Source organism: Vibrio sp. 99-70-13A1, from assembly GCF_013114625.1.
Classification (GTDB): domain Bacteria; phylum Pseudomonadota; class Gammaproteobacteria; order Enterobacterales; family Vibrionaceae; genus Vibrio.
Genome location: NZ_VTXD01000007.1, coordinates 33,847 through 49,949, shown reverse-complemented (window position 1 = coordinate 49,949; position 16,103 = coordinate 33,847). Strand labels below are relative to the sequence as shown.

Here is a 16,103-nt window from a genome sequence, read left to right as displayed (position 1 = left end):
AATTTTGTTCTATCAGAGCTTAACGTTTTTCTTTGCTCTGTTTCGTTTCGTTGAGCCCATTATTAGATAAATTCTTTGATAGCTCTAATCGTTTGATGTTATGGTTTTGATAGGTAAATTCTATCAAAAGTAATTTATCCTAAAAAATTTCCATTCAGACCCATGTTCTTATTAAAACCAGAGGTAAGAGACAGCTCATGAACATTCGTGACTTTGAATACTTAGTGGCTCTTGCTGAGCATAAACACTTTAGAAAAGCTGCCGAGGCGTGCTTTGTCAGCCAACCAACGCTTAGTGGGCAAATCCGTAAACTGGAAGATGAAATCGGTTTGCAGCTAACAGAGCGTAGTCCAAGAAAAGTGATTTTTACAGAATCTGGGCTGCAGCTTGTCGATCAAGCAAAGCGTATCTTAGCGGAAGTGAAGACGTTTAAAGAAATGGCTAGCGGGCATGGAGAGTCTATGACAGGTCCTATGCATATTGGATTCATTCCAACAGTTGGTCCTTATATCTTGCCTAAGATTATACCTCATCTGAAAGAGAGCTTCCCAGATCTTGAGCTCTATTTGCATGAAGCTCAGACCCATCAACTGGTGAGTCAGTTAGAAGATGGCAAATTGGATTGCTTGGTACTGGCCGCAGTGGATGAAACGGCGGCTTTCAAAGAGATTGATGTTTATGATGAACCTTTGAGCGTCGCAGTACCGTGTGACCATGAGTGGGCAAAACAAGACAGCGTTGATATGTTGCAGCTTAATGGTCAAACCGTTTTAGCTTTAGGTGATGGTCATTGCTTACGCGATCAAGCATTGGGCTTTTGTTTTGCAGCGGGCGCAAAAGATGATGAAAGGTTCAAAGCCACGAGTTTAGAAACCTTGCGCAATATGGTGGCGGCTGGAGCTGGAATTACTCTATTACCAGAGTTATCGATTCCAAGCGAAAAGAAAAAAGATGGGGTGTGTTATTTACCCGCAGTAAACCCTACGCCATCACGACGTATTGTGGTGGCGTATCGCCCTGGTTCACCATTAAGACCTCGTTTTGAGCAACTTGCTGAAGTGATTAGTCAGCAACTTGAGCGAGTCAGCTCTCGTTTTTAGGTATGACACTAGGCTTGATGACTAGAGTGAGTTGCTACAGTTAAGATTAAAAAAGGGCAGATATTGATTTTCAATATCTGCCCTTTATCTAGACCAAATGAACGGCTTTGTTAAAATAGCTCTTCTTCAGTTTCACCAGAGGATGTTGAGTAAATGTCATTACTAAATGTTTCGTTAATGAATTCTGTTGGCTCAGTGCCTTTTAAGAAATATTCAAACATTGATGAACCATCGGACTTGTTAGTTAATAGACCAGTTTCACGATCGATTCTTACTCTTACAATGTTCTCAGGTAATGATTTTCTTTGAGCAGGCACATCAGCTAAAGCCATACTCATGAAGTCAACCCATGCAGGTTGCGCCGTTTTAGCACCAGCTTCTGCCCCTGTTGTTTGCCCTTTACCAAGGTTATTGTTGGTTTTTGTTCTGCCTAACTTACGGTTGTGATTATCAAAGCCAACCCAAACCGTTGCGACAAGACCTGGCCCATAACCGCTGTACCAAGTGTCTTTTGAATCGTTGGTTGTACCTGTTTTTCCACCAATGTCACGACGCTTGAGTGGTTGAGCGCGCCAGCCAGTACCATTCCAACCAGTACCTTCACGCCAATTACCACCACCCCAAATATTGCTGTACATCATTTCGCGAACTAGGAATGCCGTTTGTTCAGAAATAACTTGAGGAGCAAATTGTGGCTCTTCTAGTACATCGTGCTCATTAAATTCATCGGCGATAGAGGCAGTCGGAAGTTCAGTCTCTGTTAGAACTGTGCTCCCGGGGTTCGCAGGCTCTAGCGATGATAGATCGACTAAATCCGTTTGTGGTTGGCAATCTTGGTGACAAACCACTTTAGGTTGAGCTTCGAATTCAATCTCACCAAACGGTGTTTCTATATGACTAATGTAGAATGGTTCAACATAGTAACCACCATTCGCAAATACTGAGTAACCTTGAGCCACTTCCATTGGCGTTAAGCTACCCGCACCCAGCGCGATAGTTTCTGAGCGTGGCACTTCATCAATATCAAAACCAAAGCGGGTAAGGTAGTTACGAGTATCATCTAAGCCGACTTCACGCAGTACTCTCACTGCCATCACGTTTTTCGATTGAGCTAAACCAATACGCAAGCGAGTTGGACCTACATAAGTAGGTGGTGAATTTTTAGGTCTCCACGCGGTGCCTTGGCTTTTATCCCACTTGTTAATTGGCGCGTCATTGATTAATGAGGCCAGTGTTAAGCCTTCATCAATAGCAGCCGAGTAAATAAATGGTTTGATACCAGAGCCGACTTGTCGAATAGACTGAGTCGCACGGTTGAATTTGTTATGAACAAAGTTAAAGCCACCGACCATAGACAACACCGCGCCATTATCAGGGTTCATCGCGACAAAGGCAGTATTGGCATTAGGAACTTGGCTTAAACGCCAGATTGCTTCAACTGCTTCTGGAGTATTTTCATCGATAGCGATGTCTGTTTCGGTTTCAGTTTCTTCAGAAGAGGGGTCAGCCATGTTATCAACGCGGCGTACCCAAATCTGCTCACCCAGAGCAAGAATATCTTGAGCTTGTTTAGGTGCTGAACCTTGGCGTTCATCCGTCAAAAACTTGCGCGCCCAGTTCATGTTTGACCATTCAATGGTCACTTCGCCTTTGTTCTTCACCCAAGCTGTGGCTGTTTTATTGGTAACACCAGTCACGACTGCTGGCAAAAGAGAGCCATAAGTTGGTTGTGACTTCAGGTGCTTGATGATCTGCTCTTGATCCCAAATGGATTGCTCGGTTTGCCAAAGGATTTTTTCAGCACCTCGATAACCGTGACGCTCATCGTAAGCTAAAAGGTTATTAATCGCGGCTTTATTCGCGGCTTTTTGCAGTTTAGAGTCAATAGTGGTGTAGACCTTCATGCCTGAAGTATAAGCATTTTCACCGTATTGTTTTACCATCCAAGCTCGTGCAACTTCTGCTACATAAGGAGCGCTTAGTTTGATCTCTGCACCGTGGTATTTCGAGGTTAGTTCTTCAGCACGCGCCTCATCGTATTCTTCTTGAGTAATGTAGCGTTCATCAAGCATACGCATTAAAACGACATTACGACGATTGGTTGCTCGCTCTAAAGAATAGATAGGGTTCATTGTTGAAGGGGCTTTAGGCATACCCGCTAAAGTCGCAAGTTCACTAAGAGTAAGCTCAGAAAGATCTTTTCCGAAGTAGACACGACCAGCGGCACCAAACCCGTATGAACGGTGGCCAAGGAAAATCTTATTTACGTATAGCTCTAAGATCTCTTCTTTACTAAGAAGTTGCTCAATGTGGATCGCAATAAAGATCTCTTTAATCTTACGCATGATCTTTTTCTCATTCGATAAGAAAAAGTTACGCGCAAGCTGCTGAGTAATCGTACTTGCACCTTGTTTCGCTGAACCTGACATCGCAACTACTAGAGCGGCACGAGTAATACCAATTGGGTCGATTCCCGGGTGGTCGTAAAAACGGCTGTCTTCGGTTGCGATCAAAGCCTCAATTAAGTGCTGTGGAATATCTTCATACTTCACTGGGTTACGGCGTTTTTCACCAAATTGTGAAATCAATTTACCGTCTTGACTGAACACTTGCATAGGTGTTTGGAGTTCGACATCGCGCAAAGTTGCAACATCTGGTAATTCAGGTTTTACATAATAATAGAACCCAAAAATTGTACCGACTCCAAGAATCATGCAAATCAATGTAAATATGAATAATCGCTTTATGAACTTCACCGGATAATCCCTGATTTGTTAAGGCTGATAGGCAGCAATCTCTTGTACTCTAGGCTAAAAATTAGCTTTCGTTTATTAACGCTTATTTAACTAATAATCTCAACCCCTTAGAACTAAGCCAACGATAAGCTAACTCAATAAAAAGTTAAGACATAGATAATGTTAGACCATTGTCTCAAGTCGAGGCTTTAGGAGCTAGGTAAAATGGGTTCATCATCAGTCATCGGTATAGATATAAGTAACCACAGTATTAAAGCTGTGGTTCTCAAACCCGTAGGGGAGTTATATGCATTAATTGGATATAAAGAGCTTCCTATTTCGGACGACATTTTCTCTGATAATCATACCTTCGAGTATCAGGAAATTGTAAAGAAACTCAAAGAACTTAAAAAAGAGTTACCTTTGTTTAGTCGAAAGGTCGCGATTTCCATCCCTGACAATTCTGTTATTAGTAAAGTACTTCAAATTGAAAGCGAGTTAGAAGATAGAGAAAAAGAGTTTTCTATTTATCAAACCTTCGCCCATCAATCTCCCTTTCCAATCGAAGACCTCAGTTTAGATTTTGTCAAAGTTGAAGAAAAACGCTTTGGTAAAAGTTCAACAACAAGCTATCAGGTTTACGCTACTCGAAAAGAAGTCGTAGAAAGTCGTTCCTTAGCCGTAAAAAAAGCAGGGTTAGAGCCTGTGGTTGTGGATATTCACGCACACGGCTTATTGAATATCTGGCAATTAGCATCTCGGTTAAATCCAGATAAAAGAAACTGGTTACTCGTCGATGTCGGGCTGAATCAGTTGTCTTTGGGGACAATGCCTCAGAGCAGCCCTGCTTTTTATAAAGACATTTCCTTTGGTAATGGGTCAATGAATGTAGGCGCAGATAATCACGCAACGAGTGCATTTGGTAGCGCAGAAGAAAATCAAAAGTACATTAATGATTTTATTGAAAAATTAAAGCGGCAATTACAGCTTTATTCTTCAGTGAATTCTGCACAACCACTTTCAGGAATTTGGCTGATGGGGGAAAGTGCCAATACCCCGATGTTAATTGAGGAACTGGAAAGGCAGTTGGGGCTGAGCTGCGAGCTTCTGAACCCTCTTTCTTTATTTGAGAATAAATTATCCAAGAGACGACGCATGCATACCGATTGGCAGAGTTTTGGTATTGCCGCAGGAATGGCGATCAGTGGACTTAAGTGGAGAGAGGTGAAGCATGTTGCATCAAGTTAACTTATTACCTTGGCGTGATGAGATTCGTGCTCAGCATAAGAAACGCTTCATCAATTTAGTTGTTTTAGGAACTCTAGTCGCTGTGATTGCTCAGTGGATGGTGGGTAACTATTTCCATGAGCAAAAATCTCATCAGCAAGCTCGCTTGAATTATTTACAGCAATATATCGCTCAACTCGACACTCAAATACAGTCATTAAAAGTGGCAGAAGAGGAGCATAAATCGATTCTGACTCGTTTAGATGTGGTTGAGTCTCTTCAGTCTGGCAGAAATAAAACCACAGAGTTCATGAACTTAATGCCAAACCTAGTTCCTGAAGGGGTTTATGTAGATAAAATTAAGATGAATGGTCAAGAAATTGAAATGTCAGGGATCAGTGATAGCACCGCACGTTTAGCGACAATGCTCGATAATCTTGAACGTTCAGATTCTTTAAGTGATGTTGAAATGCACTCCATCGTGCATAACAAGAAACGCTTCAATAAAGAGTTTCAGACTTTCAAAGTCTCTTTCATGTTTACTCCTTTATCTTTACAAAATCCGATCGAAAGCGACGCCACTACTGTTCGGCAATCTTTGACTGAAATGCAGTCAATATGGCAAGAACAATATATCTCGAAGGTGACTAGCCAGTTGGAACTCATTGCAAGCCAGGAGGTGTTGAATGGTTAGTTTACAAGAACTCGATATTGATGAGATCACCGAATGGCCGTTATTCCCTCAAATACTCGTGGTTTTATTACTGATGCTGATTATTCAAGGCTTTGGTGCATGGTTCTATTTGATGCCACAAAATGATGAGTTAGAAGGATTAAAGCAACAAGAGCAAACATTGAAAACGACGTTGAGAATTAAAGCGAATAAAGTTGCCACCTTACCTCAACTGCAAAAGCAGCTGAATGAGTTAACTAGCCGTTATGACTACTTACTGCAGCAATTACCTGTTCAAAAAGAGTTGGCAAGCATGTTGGCTGCGGTTAACGAACTGGGTCTGGACAACAAACTGACTTTTACTCGTATTGACTGGGGTGAAAAGCAAAACAAAGAGTTTCTTTATCGTTTGCCACTCAATATCGAGCTAACAGGCGATTACCATGAGATTGGTGATTTTTCTGCGGCGATTGCCAAGTTACCAAGGATTATCAGCTTTGATGATGTGAATTGGCAACGAGTTAGCCAGGAAAGTAGCACGCTTCACTTCCGTGTAAGAGCTTATACCTATCAGTTTAAACCGGAGGTGAGAGATGAAGCCCAATAAATTGGCTTATTTGATCCTGCTAGTGATGCTGACGGGGTGCAAAGCGAATCAAGATTCTTTGGAAGAGTTCGTATCAAAAGTGGAAGAGCAAGCAAGAAAAGAAGTGGCTCAATTAAAGCCCGCTTCTGAATTTATTGCTGCAATCTATGATCCTCAAGTCCCTAGAGGACCTTTTGTCCTGCCTAAAGAAGCGATTGTACAAGACCAACCGATTGCCAAAAAAGATTGCTGGCAACCTAGTTATCGCTCTAAAAACGGAAAGTTAGAAAAATTCCCGTTGAATAAACTGCGCTTAAAAGGGGTGATGGGGAGCGGTTCTTCTGTTTCTGGCTTAGTTCAAACTCCTATTGGGAATGTAGTGAAAATTCAAAAAGGTCAGTTCATAGGATTGAATAATGGTCGAGTTATTAAAGTGACCAACAAATATGTTCTGATAAATGAAACCCTTCCAGATGGTCTAGGTTGTTGGCATAAGCGCAACGTCAAGCTCGCTTTGAAGTAACCCGATTTCACACGATGTGGATATGAGATGTAATTATGATTAAAGGAATAGCTGTGAATATGAATAAGGTTTTTCAGAGTGTTTTGCTCTTTGTTGCCTTGAGCTTTGCGCTAGTAACGCAAGCTGAAACGTCTTCCAATGAACTGAAGAGTATCGATTTTAGACTAAACAAAGATAAAGATGCCGTGATCATTATTGAACTAGAAAGCAGTTCAACAGTGGTCGATGTTCAGCGAGCGCAAGAGGGGTTAAGTATTGAGTTGCTTAGTACTCAAGTGGCGGATGATAAGCTGTACATGCTTGATGTTAAAGATTTCTCTACGCTTGTGGAGACTATCGAAGTGTTCCGTGAATCACCAAGTACGCGATTATTAGCATCCATCGACCAAGATTATCATTATGAATATACTCTTAAAGGTCGTTTCATTGAGGTTGTGATTAGTAAATTAGAAGAAGATGCACCTGTTATTGAACAGAGTGTTCTTGAGAAAGAAGGAAAACTAATTTCAATTAACTTCCAGGATATTCCAGTCAGAAACGTGCTCCAGTTGATTGCTGATTACAACAGCTTTAATTTGGTGGTATCAGACTCTGTCTCAGGAAACTTAACGTTGAGGCTAGATGGCGTTCCTTGGCAACAAGTGCTTGATATTATTTTACAGGTTAAGGGACTTGATAAGCGAGTGGACGGTAACGTTATCTTGGTCGCTCCGAAAGCTGAACTTGATCTGAGAGAGCAGCAAGCTTTAGAGAAATCTCGACTTGAAGAAGAGTTAGGTGAGTTGAAGTCTGAAATTGTAAAAATCAATTTTGCTAAAGCTTCTGAAATCGCAGAAATGATTGGTGGTGATAGTACAGTAAGTATGCTTTCAGAGCGTGGCTCAATCACGATAGATGAGAGAACTAACTCCCTATTGGTAAGAGAACTACCTGAAAATATTGCCGTTATTCGTGAAATTGTTGAATCGTTAGATATACCTGTTAAACAGGTTCAAATTGAAGCTCGTATAGTGACCGTTACAGAGGGTAACTTGGATGAATTAGGGGTTCGATGGGGCATCTCTTCAACAAATGGAAATAATACTATAGGGGGCTCTATAGAGAGCAATTTAGCCACTATTGGTTTGTATGACGGTGGCGGCGGTGATGGTGAAGAAGGTGGCGGTTTACCTATTGATGATTTCTTAAATGTTAACTTAGGCGCTACATCACCCCAGGCATCAAGTATTGCTTTCCAAGTTGCTAAATTAGGGTCTGATACTTTACTTGATTTAGAACTATCAGCACTTCAACAAGAATCGAAAGCTGAGATTATTTCGAGCCCGCGATTAATTACGACCAATAAGAAACCGGCTTATATTGAACAAGGTACTGAAATTCCTTATTTAGAGTCTTCATCGAGTGGTGCTACATCCGTCGCATTTAAGAAAGCGGTCTTAAGCTTGAAAGTCACCCCTCAAATTACGCCAGACAACCGATTAGTCTTAGATTTAAGTGTTACTCAGGATAGACCGGGTGCAGTTGTTAAGACTGGTACTGGCGAAGCGATAGCGATTGATACACAACGTATTGGCACTCAAGTGCTTGTTAATAATGGGGAAACGGTTGTTCTTGGTGGTATTTTTCAACACAGTGTGACCAACACCGTTGATAAAGTGCCTTTGCTCGGAGACCTTCCTTTACTTGGCGCATTATTTAGCCGTAGCTATGAAAATGTTGGTAAAAGTGAGCTGCTGATCTTCGTTACACCTAAAGTTGTGATTCAGTAATGAACAATTAGATTAAAAATAAAGTTGCATTAGTGGCACCTAACCTTGATAATTTCGGGTCTTATCACGAATTATCTGTGAGGAATCGGTGCCACAGGCCTTTTTATTTCAGCACGAGTGCTGACCTGCCTTGTGGCGATGTCATTGAATTAACGTTGTAAATTACTGCTAAAAACATGGCTGAGAAACGCAATATTTTTCTTGTTGGCCCAATGGGCGCCGGCAAAAGTACAATTGGTAGACACCTAGCTTCCCAACTTCACATGGAGTTTTTAGACTCTGATACTGTAATCGAAGAGCGCACTGGCGCTGATATCGCTTGGGTATTTGATGTTGAGGGAGAGGAAGGTTTCCGTAAACGCGAAGAATCTGTAATTAACGATCTGACGGACGAACAAGGTATTGTTCTGGCGACAGGTGGTGGTTCAGTGATGAGCAAGGATAACCGTAACCGTCTATCTGCACGAGGCATCGTTGTCTATTTAGAAACAACGATTGAAAAGCAACTTGCTCGCACTAACCGCGACAAGAAGCGTCCTTTACTTCAAACAGACAATCCACGCGACGTCTTAGAAGACTTAGCGGTATCACGTAATGCACTATACGAAGAAGTGGCGGACTATACCGTTCGTACTGATGATCAAAGTGCAAAAGTGGTAGCCAACCAGATCGTAAAAATGCTAGAAGAACGTTAAGTTCATTTTTCGGAGAGCAAAACCATGGAACGGATTACGGTCAATCTAGCTGAGCGTAGCTACCCAATCTCTATCGGCGCCGGGTTATTTAATGACCCGGCGTACCTTTCTTTTTTATCTGAAAAGCAGAAAGTAGTTGTTATCAGTAATGTAACGGTTGCTCCACTGTATGCAGATAAAATTCTATCTTTACTTGAACAAGTTGGCTGCCAAGCTTCTCTTTTAGAGTTGCCTGACGGTGAGCAGTACAAGACGCTTGAAACGTTCAATTCAGTAATGAGTTACATGCTTGAAGGGAATTACAGCCGTGATGTGGTCGTAATTGCATTAGGTGGTGGTGTCATTGGTGATTTAGTCGGTTTTGCTGCAGCTTGTTATCAACGTGGGATCGACTTCGTTCAAATTCCAACCACTTTGCTTTCTCAAGTTGACTCTTCTGTTGGCGGGAAAACAGCAGTAAATCATCCGCTTGGTAAGAATATGATTGGGGCATTTTACCAGCCTAAATCTGTTGTTATCGATATTGAGTGTTTGTCTACGCTGCCTGAGCGTGAATTTGCAGCTGGTATCGCAGAAGTGATTAAGTACGGCATTATTTATGATGATACTTTTTTCTCTTGGTTAGAAGATAACTTAGAAAAGCTTTATCAACTTGATGAACAAGCTTTGATCACTGCAATTTCTCGTTGTTGTGCTATTAAAGCTGAAGTGGTTGCTTTGGATGAAAAAGAGTCAGGAATCAGAGCATTATTGAATCTAGGTCATACATTTGGTCATGCGATTGAAGCTGAACTAGGCTATGGTAATTGGTTACATGGTGAAGCTGTGTCTTCAGGTACTGTAATGGCTGCTAAAACAGCTCAATTACAAGGTTTGATTTCACAGGAGCAACTTGAACGAATTATTTCTATACTCAAGAATGCAAAGCTACCAATCCATACACCAGAAAGTATGTCTTTTGATGATTTCATGAAGCATATGATGAGAGATAAAAAAGTACTCTCTGGTCAGTTACGTTTGGTTTTACCAACAGGAATTGGTACAGCTGAAGTTGTTGCTGATGTACCTCAAGATATCATTGAGCAAGCAATAGATTTCTGCCGTACACTTTAGTTTGGTTGTTAAGCTGTTAGGGTAATACCTAGCAGCTAACTCTATTTACTGATCAATTTTATCAGTAAGGATATCCAATGAGTTTGGCTCATGAAGTAAGAGTGTTGGAACTAGAATCTCAAGTAGAATTGCTTGAGAGGTTACAGCTGCTTACTAATTTTGGTTCTAATTTGGTGACGGTTGCTGGTCAACCTGGCTCTGGTAAATCTTGGTTAGCGCAACGCTACCTTGAAGCGTGGGCGAGTGAACAGAACCAATGCCTTCTCTTGTGCCACCCCAGTCAAGATGATCAACAACGTCGTGCTTTACTCCTTAGTCAAATCGTCTCAGATCCCCTCTTTAATCAGCAAGATTCATTATCAGATAGCCTGACTCGGTTATTGGATGGGGAGTCGTGCGATGTGGTCATTGTTATCGATGACGCTCATCAATTGACAGAAGTATTGGTTTCAGAACTTTGGATGTTAGTACTTGAAGCCCAAGCGAACCCTATTTGGAATATCAATATTGTTCTGTTTTCTGAAGTCGGTAATTTAGATGCTTTACTAACTCGTTTAAGCTATGGGCAAGACCATAAACCGATTGACCTGGAAATAGATGTGCTTTCGCAAGTGGAAGCAGAGCAGTTTTTTGAATCTTTGGTCATTCGTTATGTAGATGATGATTCTGAAAAAAGAGTGCGTTCAGCATTTAAGAAAACCAAGCCTATCCCCGGCGACCTTATGGCTCTAGGAGAGTTGAAAGTGGAAAAAAGGATTATTATTCGTTCGATTATTGGGTCACCAACCACGATAGCTTTGTTGGTTATATTGCTTTTAGTGATCATTGGAGGAGGTTACTGGTGGATGTTGAGCCAGCCATCACCCGATGATAAAGCTCAAGCCTTGATTTCTCCTACTGAGCAAACGGCAATTCCCACTCTAGAAGTTGCTACTGATGGCTCGAGTGATGTTCAAATTGATACCGCTAACAATCAGTCGGGTGAGCAATCACTTGACCCGAGCTATGAAGGTGCAACGGATGATTCATCAGCTTTACCTCCGGTAATTATTGAAGATATGACAGGGGTTGGTACTGTTTCGCAAGATCAACAGCGAGTGGTTATTACTTCTGATGTGGTGGACGCTTTATTAGATGATAAGCCAGAAAGTGTAGACACAAGTACCATAGAAGCTGCAGTTGAAGAAAATACGGTATCCGTGCTTGTGCCTGAAAATAACGTTCAGCAGGAGATAACTAATCAAGACAATGTTCAACAGCCACTAAGTCCTTCTAGTAGTGATGCTGTGGTCCAAGCTGAAGGTGTAAACGAGCAAGAAACAGCACCGAATAAAACGATTACTTTTTCTTTTGCTAGGGAAGAGCTGAAAGCATTGTCACCGAGAGCTTATACATTGCAACTTGGTGCAATGACTTCTTTAGAAGATGTACAGTCATTCATTGAGCAATATAGTATTCAAGATCAAGCTCGTATTTACCCTACAGTAAGAAATGGAGCAGAGTGGTTCATCATTGTTTACCAAGATTACCCAACCATACAAGTTGCTCGAGATTCAGTAGAAACCTTACCTAAAGATCTACAGAATTTAGGTCCTTGGGCTAAGTCACTTAACCAAGTTCACCGAGAAATTGATCGAGTGAAATAGTTAGTGGCTCTTTACGCCTATTTACTCGAAAGATAACGGATCAAGTTTCATGGTTCTTTAGTAAATAAGCTGACGGTGAGTAGTAAATAAAGAAGCATGGTAAGAAAGAGCCAAGCTCAGCAATAAATAACTGGGCTCAACAATAAATAGCTAAGCTCAGTAATAAATAACTGAGCTTAGGTCGAAAATATGTTACATTCCGCAGCCTTATTTTTTGGTTGATAGACAGAGCAGTAAATGAAAAAGCAGCGTGCCTTTCTAAAATGGGCTGGTGGTAAATATGGCCTAGTTGAAGATATCAAACGCCACCTGCCACCTGCTCGTAAGCTAGTTGAGCCCTTTATTGGCGCTGGCTCTGTGTTTCTGAATACAGATTATGACCAGTACTTGCTTGCAGATATCAACCCAGATTTAATCAACCTTTACAATCTGTTAAAGACCGATCCTGACACTTATATAGCGGAATCGAAGCGTTGGTTTTGTGCTGAAAATAACCGCAAAGAAGCGTATTTAGATATACGAGCTCAATTCAACGCTACTGATAACGTGATGTACCGTTCTCTTGCATTCCTTTATATGAATCGTTTCGGTTTTAATGGCCTATGCCGTTATAACAAAAAAGGTGGTTTTAACGTCCCTTTTGGTTCATACAAAAAACCTTATTTCCCTGAAGCTGAATTAGAATTTTTTTCTGAAAAATCGAAGAAAGCAACATTCGTTTGTGAAGGCTATTCAGAGACTTTTAGCCGAGCTCGCAAAGGGTGTGTTGTTTATTGTGATCCGCCGTACGCGCCACTATCGACTACTGCGAATTTCACTTCTTATTCAGGCAATGGTTTTTCTTTAGATGACCAAGCGGCGTTAGCCGATATTGCAGAAAAAGCGGCAATGGAACGTGATATTCCCGTTTTAATCTCTAACCATGACACAACCCTCACGCGCCGTTTATACCACGGTGCAGACCTGAGTGTGGTTAAAGTAAAACGCACGATAAGCAGTAAAGGCTCAGGACGAAATAAAGTGAATGAGCTACTGGCACTATTCCATGCCGAAAAGAATCAGCAGCATTCTTCCCTTGAGAGTGAAGAGCGAACTTCTACAGACTCTTCATCATCTAAAGATGTTTAAGCTTTCGAATGTAAGTTATGGAACCACCTTTAGACAGGTCAATTAAAGTGTCTCCACGGACACTTTGATAAACAAATCTATTGAACTGCTAGGATCTGCTTAATCGCTTAGGTAGAATTGCCGCCTAGATAGTATTGTCTTTCTTATTCTTGATGATGCTGCTACGAATGCAATTTACTCACTCTTAAGAGGTCAGGTATGAAAGATTTTCTCATCGCTCCATCTATTTTGTCTGCAGATTTTGCTCGTCTTGGTGAAGACGTAGAAAGAGTACTCGCAGCTGGTGCTGACGTTGTGCACTTTGATGTGATGGACAACCACTACGTACCTAACCTGACTTTTGGTGCTCCAATTTGTAAAGCATTACGCGACTACGGCATCACTGCTCCTATCGATGTTCACCTAATGGTTAAGCCAGTGGACAGCATTGTTCCTGAGTTTGCCAAAGCCGGCGCATCAATGATTACTTTCCACGTTGAAGCGTCTGAGCACGTTGACCGTACTCTACAACTTATCAAAGAACACGGTTGTAAAGCAGGTGTTGTACTGAACCCTGCAACTCCTCTTTCTTGCCTAGATTACATTATGGACAAAGTAGACATGATTCTACTGATGTCTGTTAACCCAGGTTTTGGCGGCCAATCTTTCATTCCACATACACTAGACAAGTTGCGCGCTGTTCGTAAGCTTATTGATGAGTCAGGTCGTGATATCCGCCTTGAGATTGATGGTGGTGTGAAGGTTGATAACATCCGTGAAATTGCAGAAGCAGGCGCTGATATGTTCGTTGCTGGTTCCGCTATCTTCAATCAACCTGATTACAAAGAAGTCGTTGATCAAATGCGTGTAGAGCTTGCAAAAGTTAACGCATAAAAGTAGAACTACGGTCTGTTGACCTAAAATCATAAATTTAGATTAAGGGGCTAATTAGCCCCTTTTTTTCGTCTCATGCTTAGCGCATGGGGCGAATATAATAAATAGGAAAGTAAGATGTCATTAAGCTCAATAAAATTAATCGCATTTGATTTGGATGGAACCCTGTTAGATAGCGTACCTGATTTAGCGGTAGCAGCAGACCAAGCCTGCCAAGAGTTAGGTTTTTCAGCCGTAAGCGAAGAAGAAGTTCGTGACTATGTAGGTAACGGCGCTGATGTTCTTATCGGGCGCTCACTTAGCCGCAGTATTACGGTAAGCTCTGAATTAGAACCTGAATTGCTTAAAAAAGCCCGTATTCTATTTGATGACTTCTATGAAAGAAGTGGTCATAAGTTGAGTCATTTATACCCATCAGTAAAAGAAACGCTAGCTGAGTTGAACAAAGCGGGTTTCACTATGGCACTTGTTACCAACAAGCCATCTAAATTCGTGCCTGATGTTTTGGCACAGCACGGTATCGATAAGTACTTTGTTGATGTCTTGGGCGGCGACTCTTTCCCAGAGAAAAAACCGAACCCAGTCGCATTAAATTGGTTACTAGAAAAGCATGGTGTAAAACCAGAAGAAATGTTGATGGTGGGTGATTCAAGCAATGACATCAAAGCAGCTAAGAATGCAGGCTGTCACTCGTTTGGTCTGACTTATGGTTACAACCATGGCGAACCAATTTCAGCATCAAACCCTGACTATGTCGCAGACAACATTGCGCAATTACTAGATGTCGTTCTAGTTTCAGCATAAAGCGGACAAAAGTTAGCGAACCTACTAGCAAAATACTTGTCAATGAGTACACTGGATGAGCCGCACAGAAGAGCTGTGCGGCTTTTCTATTTTAAAGTTAAGAAGCTAAGTTTTTCAGATACTACGTTAAGAAACTAAGTTAACGAGCTTAGCGAACAAGCAAAGGAATTAAAACCATGAGCAAGCCCATCGTATTGAGTGGTGTTCAACCATCTGGTGAACTAAGTATCGGTAACTACTTGGGTGCTCTACGTCAATGGCAACAGATGCAAGATGATTACGATTGCCAATACTGTGTTGTAGACCTTCACGCAATTACGGTTCGCCAAGATCCGAAAGCACTGCATGAAGCGACTCTAGACGCATTAGCAATCTGTCTTGCTGTCGGTGTTGATCCAAAGAAGAGCACGCTATTTGTTCAGTCACACGTACCAGAGCATGCTCAACTTGGTTGGCTTCTTAACTGTTACACACAAATGGGTGAACTGAGCCGTATGACTCAGTTTAAAGATAAGTCTGCACGTCACTCAAATGACGTAAACGTAGGCCTATACGATTACCCAGTGTTGATGGCTGCAGACATCCTACTTTACGGCGCTCACCAAGTGCCAGTAGGTAGCGACCAGAAACAACACTTAGAGCTAGCGCGTGATATCGCAACTCGCTTTAACAACATCTACGGCCCTGAAGCGCCAATCTTCCAAGTACCAGAACCTTACATTCCAACAGTGAATGCACGTGTAATGAGCTTGCAAGATGCGACTAAGAAGATGTCTAAGTCAGATGACAACCGTAAGAATGTGATTACTCTGCTAGAAGAGCCTAAGTCGATCATCAAGAAGATCAACAAAGCGCAAACGGATGCAGAAACACCACCACGTATTGCTCATGATTGGGAGAACAAAGCGGGTATCTCTAACCTAATGGGTCTTTACTCGGCGGCGACGGGGAAAACGTTTGAAGAGATTGAAGCGCAGTACCAAGGTGTTGAAATGTACGGTCCATTCAAGAAAGATGTCGGCGCAGCTATCGTAGAAATGCTTGAGCCAATCCAATCTGAATATCATCGTATCCGTGCTGACCGTGCTTATATGGATGCAGTAATGAAAGCGGGTGCTGAGAAAGCATCAGAACGTGCAGCCGTTACTTTGAAAAAAGCTTATGAAGCTGTGGGTTTTGTATCTCGCCCTTAGATACTTGATTCTGCTTAAAATAAACCGCCGACTTAGGC

General features: G+C 41.8%; 13 protein-coding genes and 1 pseudogene. 13 read left to right on the top strand and 1 reads right to left on the bottom strand.

The features are described from left to right. Positions 1–197: 197 nt before the first annotated feature. A complete protein-coding gene (oxyR, locus tag F0226_RS07225) occupies positions 198–1,100 on the top strand; it encodes a DNA-binding transcriptional regulator OxyR (protein ID WP_171735014.1) in 903 nt (300 codons plus the stop codon). A gap of 110 nt (positions 1,101–1,210) precedes the next feature. On the opposite strand, the gene F0226_RS07220 is transcribed toward oxyR, so the two are convergent. After that, on the bottom strand, positions 1,211–3,856 hold the full coding sequence (locus F0226_RS07220; protein WP_171735013.1) for a PBP1A family penicillin-binding protein: 2,646 nt from the start codon (positions 3,854–3,856) through the stop codon (positions 1,211–1,213). Positions 3,857–4,060: 204 nt separating this feature from the next. Here F0226_RS07220 and pilM point away from each other — a divergent pair, with 204 nt between their 5' ends. The 12 genes and pseudogenes from pilM (at position 4,061) to trpS (ending at position 16,065) form a co-directional block, all read left to right on the top strand. Next, positions 4,061–5,083: a type IV pilus assembly protein PilM gene (gene pilM / locus F0226_RS07215; protein ID WP_171735012.1), complete on the top strand. Its 1,023-nt coding sequence runs from the start codon at positions 4,061–4,063 to the stop codon at positions 5,081–5,083. Further along, a pseudogene (locus F0226_RS07210) lies at positions 5,067–5,624 on the top strand (PilN domain-containing protein); the annotation flags it as partial. The gene pilM and the pseudogene F0226_RS07210, both read left to right, overlap by 17 nt. Before the next feature lie 124 nt (positions 5,625–5,748). Further along, on the top strand, positions 5,749–6,342 hold the full coding sequence (pilO, locus tag F0226_RS07205) for a type 4a pilus biogenesis protein PilO (protein ID WP_171735010.1): 594 nt from the start codon (positions 5,749–5,751) through the stop codon (positions 6,340–6,342). Next, a complete protein-coding gene (locus F0226_RS07200) occupies positions 6,329–6,844 on the top strand; it encodes a pilus assembly protein PilP (RefSeq protein ID WP_171735009.1) in 516 nt (171 codons plus the stop codon). Before pilO ends, F0226_RS07200 begins: the two co-directional genes overlap by 14 nt. A 59-nt stretch (positions 6,845–6,903) precedes the next feature. Continuing rightward, positions 6,904–8,613, top strand: coding sequence for a type IV pilus secretin PilQ family protein (locus F0226_RS07195; RefSeq protein ID WP_171735008.1), 1,710 nt, complete (start codon positions 6,904–6,906; stop codon positions 8,611–8,613). A 176-nt stretch (positions 8,614–8,789) separates the two neighbouring features. Then, positions 8,790–9,308 (top strand): shikimate kinase AroK, encoded by a 519-nt coding sequence (gene aroK / locus F0226_RS07190; protein ID WP_171735007.1) that lies wholly within the window; start codon positions 8,790–8,792, stop codon positions 9,306–9,308. A gap of 24 nt (positions 9,309–9,332) precedes the next feature. Then, entirely contained in the window at positions 9,333–10,421 is a 1,089-nt protein-coding gene (gene aroB / locus F0226_RS07185; RefSeq protein WP_171735006.1) for a 3-dehydroquinate synthase, read from the top strand. 77 nt (positions 10,422–10,498) lie between these two features. Next, on the top strand, positions 10,499–12,067 hold the full coding sequence (locus F0226_RS07180) for an AAA family ATPase (protein ID WP_171735005.1): 1,569 nt from the start codon (positions 10,499–10,501) through the stop codon (positions 12,065–12,067). 237 nt (positions 12,068–12,304) lie between these two features. Beyond that, positions 12,305–13,195, top strand: coding sequence for a Dam family site-specific DNA-(adenine-N6)-methyltransferase (locus F0226_RS07175; RefSeq protein ID WP_171735004.1), 891 nt, complete (start codon positions 12,305–12,307; stop codon positions 13,193–13,195). Between the two features lie 198 nt (positions 13,196–13,393). Continuing rightward, on the top strand, positions 13,394–14,068 hold the full coding sequence (gene rpe / locus F0226_RS07170; RefSeq protein WP_171735003.1) for a ribulose-phosphate 3-epimerase: 675 nt from the start codon (positions 13,394–13,396) through the stop codon (positions 14,066–14,068). A 117-nt stretch (positions 14,069–14,185) separates the two neighbouring features. Next, a complete protein-coding gene (locus F0226_RS07165) occupies positions 14,186–14,872 on the top strand; it encodes a phosphoglycolate phosphatase (protein ID WP_171735002.1) in 687 nt (228 codons plus the stop codon). 176 nt (positions 14,873–15,048) lie between these two features. Further along, the gene (gene trpS, locus F0226_RS07160) at positions 15,049–16,065 is read left to right on the top strand and encodes a tryptophan--tRNA ligase (RefSeq protein WP_171735001.1); all 1,017 of its coding nucleotides are present in this window, start codon (positions 15,049–15,051) and stop codon (positions 16,063–16,065) included. The last annotated feature ends 38 nt before the right edge of the window (positions 16,066–16,103 follow it).

Coding starts and splice junctions, on each gene's coding strand:
- oxyR (WP_171735014.1), top strand. CDS start 198: ATGAACATTCGTGACTTTGAATACTTAGTGGCTCTTGCTGAGCATAAA.
- pilM (WP_171735012.1), top strand. CDS start 4,061: ATGGGTTCATCATCAGTCATCGGTATAGATATAAGTAACCACAGTATT.
- pilO (WP_171735010.1), top strand. CDS start 5,749: ATGGTTAGTTTACAAGAACTCGATATTGATGAGATCACCGAATGGCCG.
- F0226_RS07200 (WP_171735009.1), top strand. CDS start 6,329: ATGAAGCCCAATAAATTGGCTTATTTGATCCTGCTAGTGATGCTGACG.
- F0226_RS07195 (WP_171735008.1), top strand. CDS start 6,904: ATGAATAAGGTTTTTCAGAGTGTTTTGCTCTTTGTTGCCTTGAGCTTT.
- aroK (WP_171735007.1), top strand. CDS start 8,790: ATGGCTGAGAAACGCAATATTTTTCTTGTTGGCCCAATGGGCGCCGGC.
- aroB (WP_171735006.1), top strand. CDS start 9,333: ATGGAACGGATTACGGTCAATCTAGCTGAGCGTAGCTACCCAATCTCT.
- F0226_RS07180 (WP_171735005.1), top strand. CDS start 10,499: ATGAGTTTGGCTCATGAAGTAAGAGTGTTGGAACTAGAATCTCAAGTA.
- F0226_RS07175 (WP_171735004.1), top strand. CDS start 12,305: ATGAAAAAGCAGCGTGCCTTTCTAAAATGGGCTGGTGGTAAATATGGC.
- rpe (WP_171735003.1), top strand. CDS start 13,394: ATGAAAGATTTTCTCATCGCTCCATCTATTTTGTCTGCAGATTTTGCT.
- F0226_RS07165 (WP_171735002.1), top strand. CDS start 14,186: ATGTCATTAAGCTCAATAAAATTAATCGCATTTGATTTGGATGGAACC.
- trpS (WP_171735001.1), top strand. CDS start 15,049: ATGAGCAAGCCCATCGTATTGAGTGGTGTTCAACCATCTGGTGAACTA.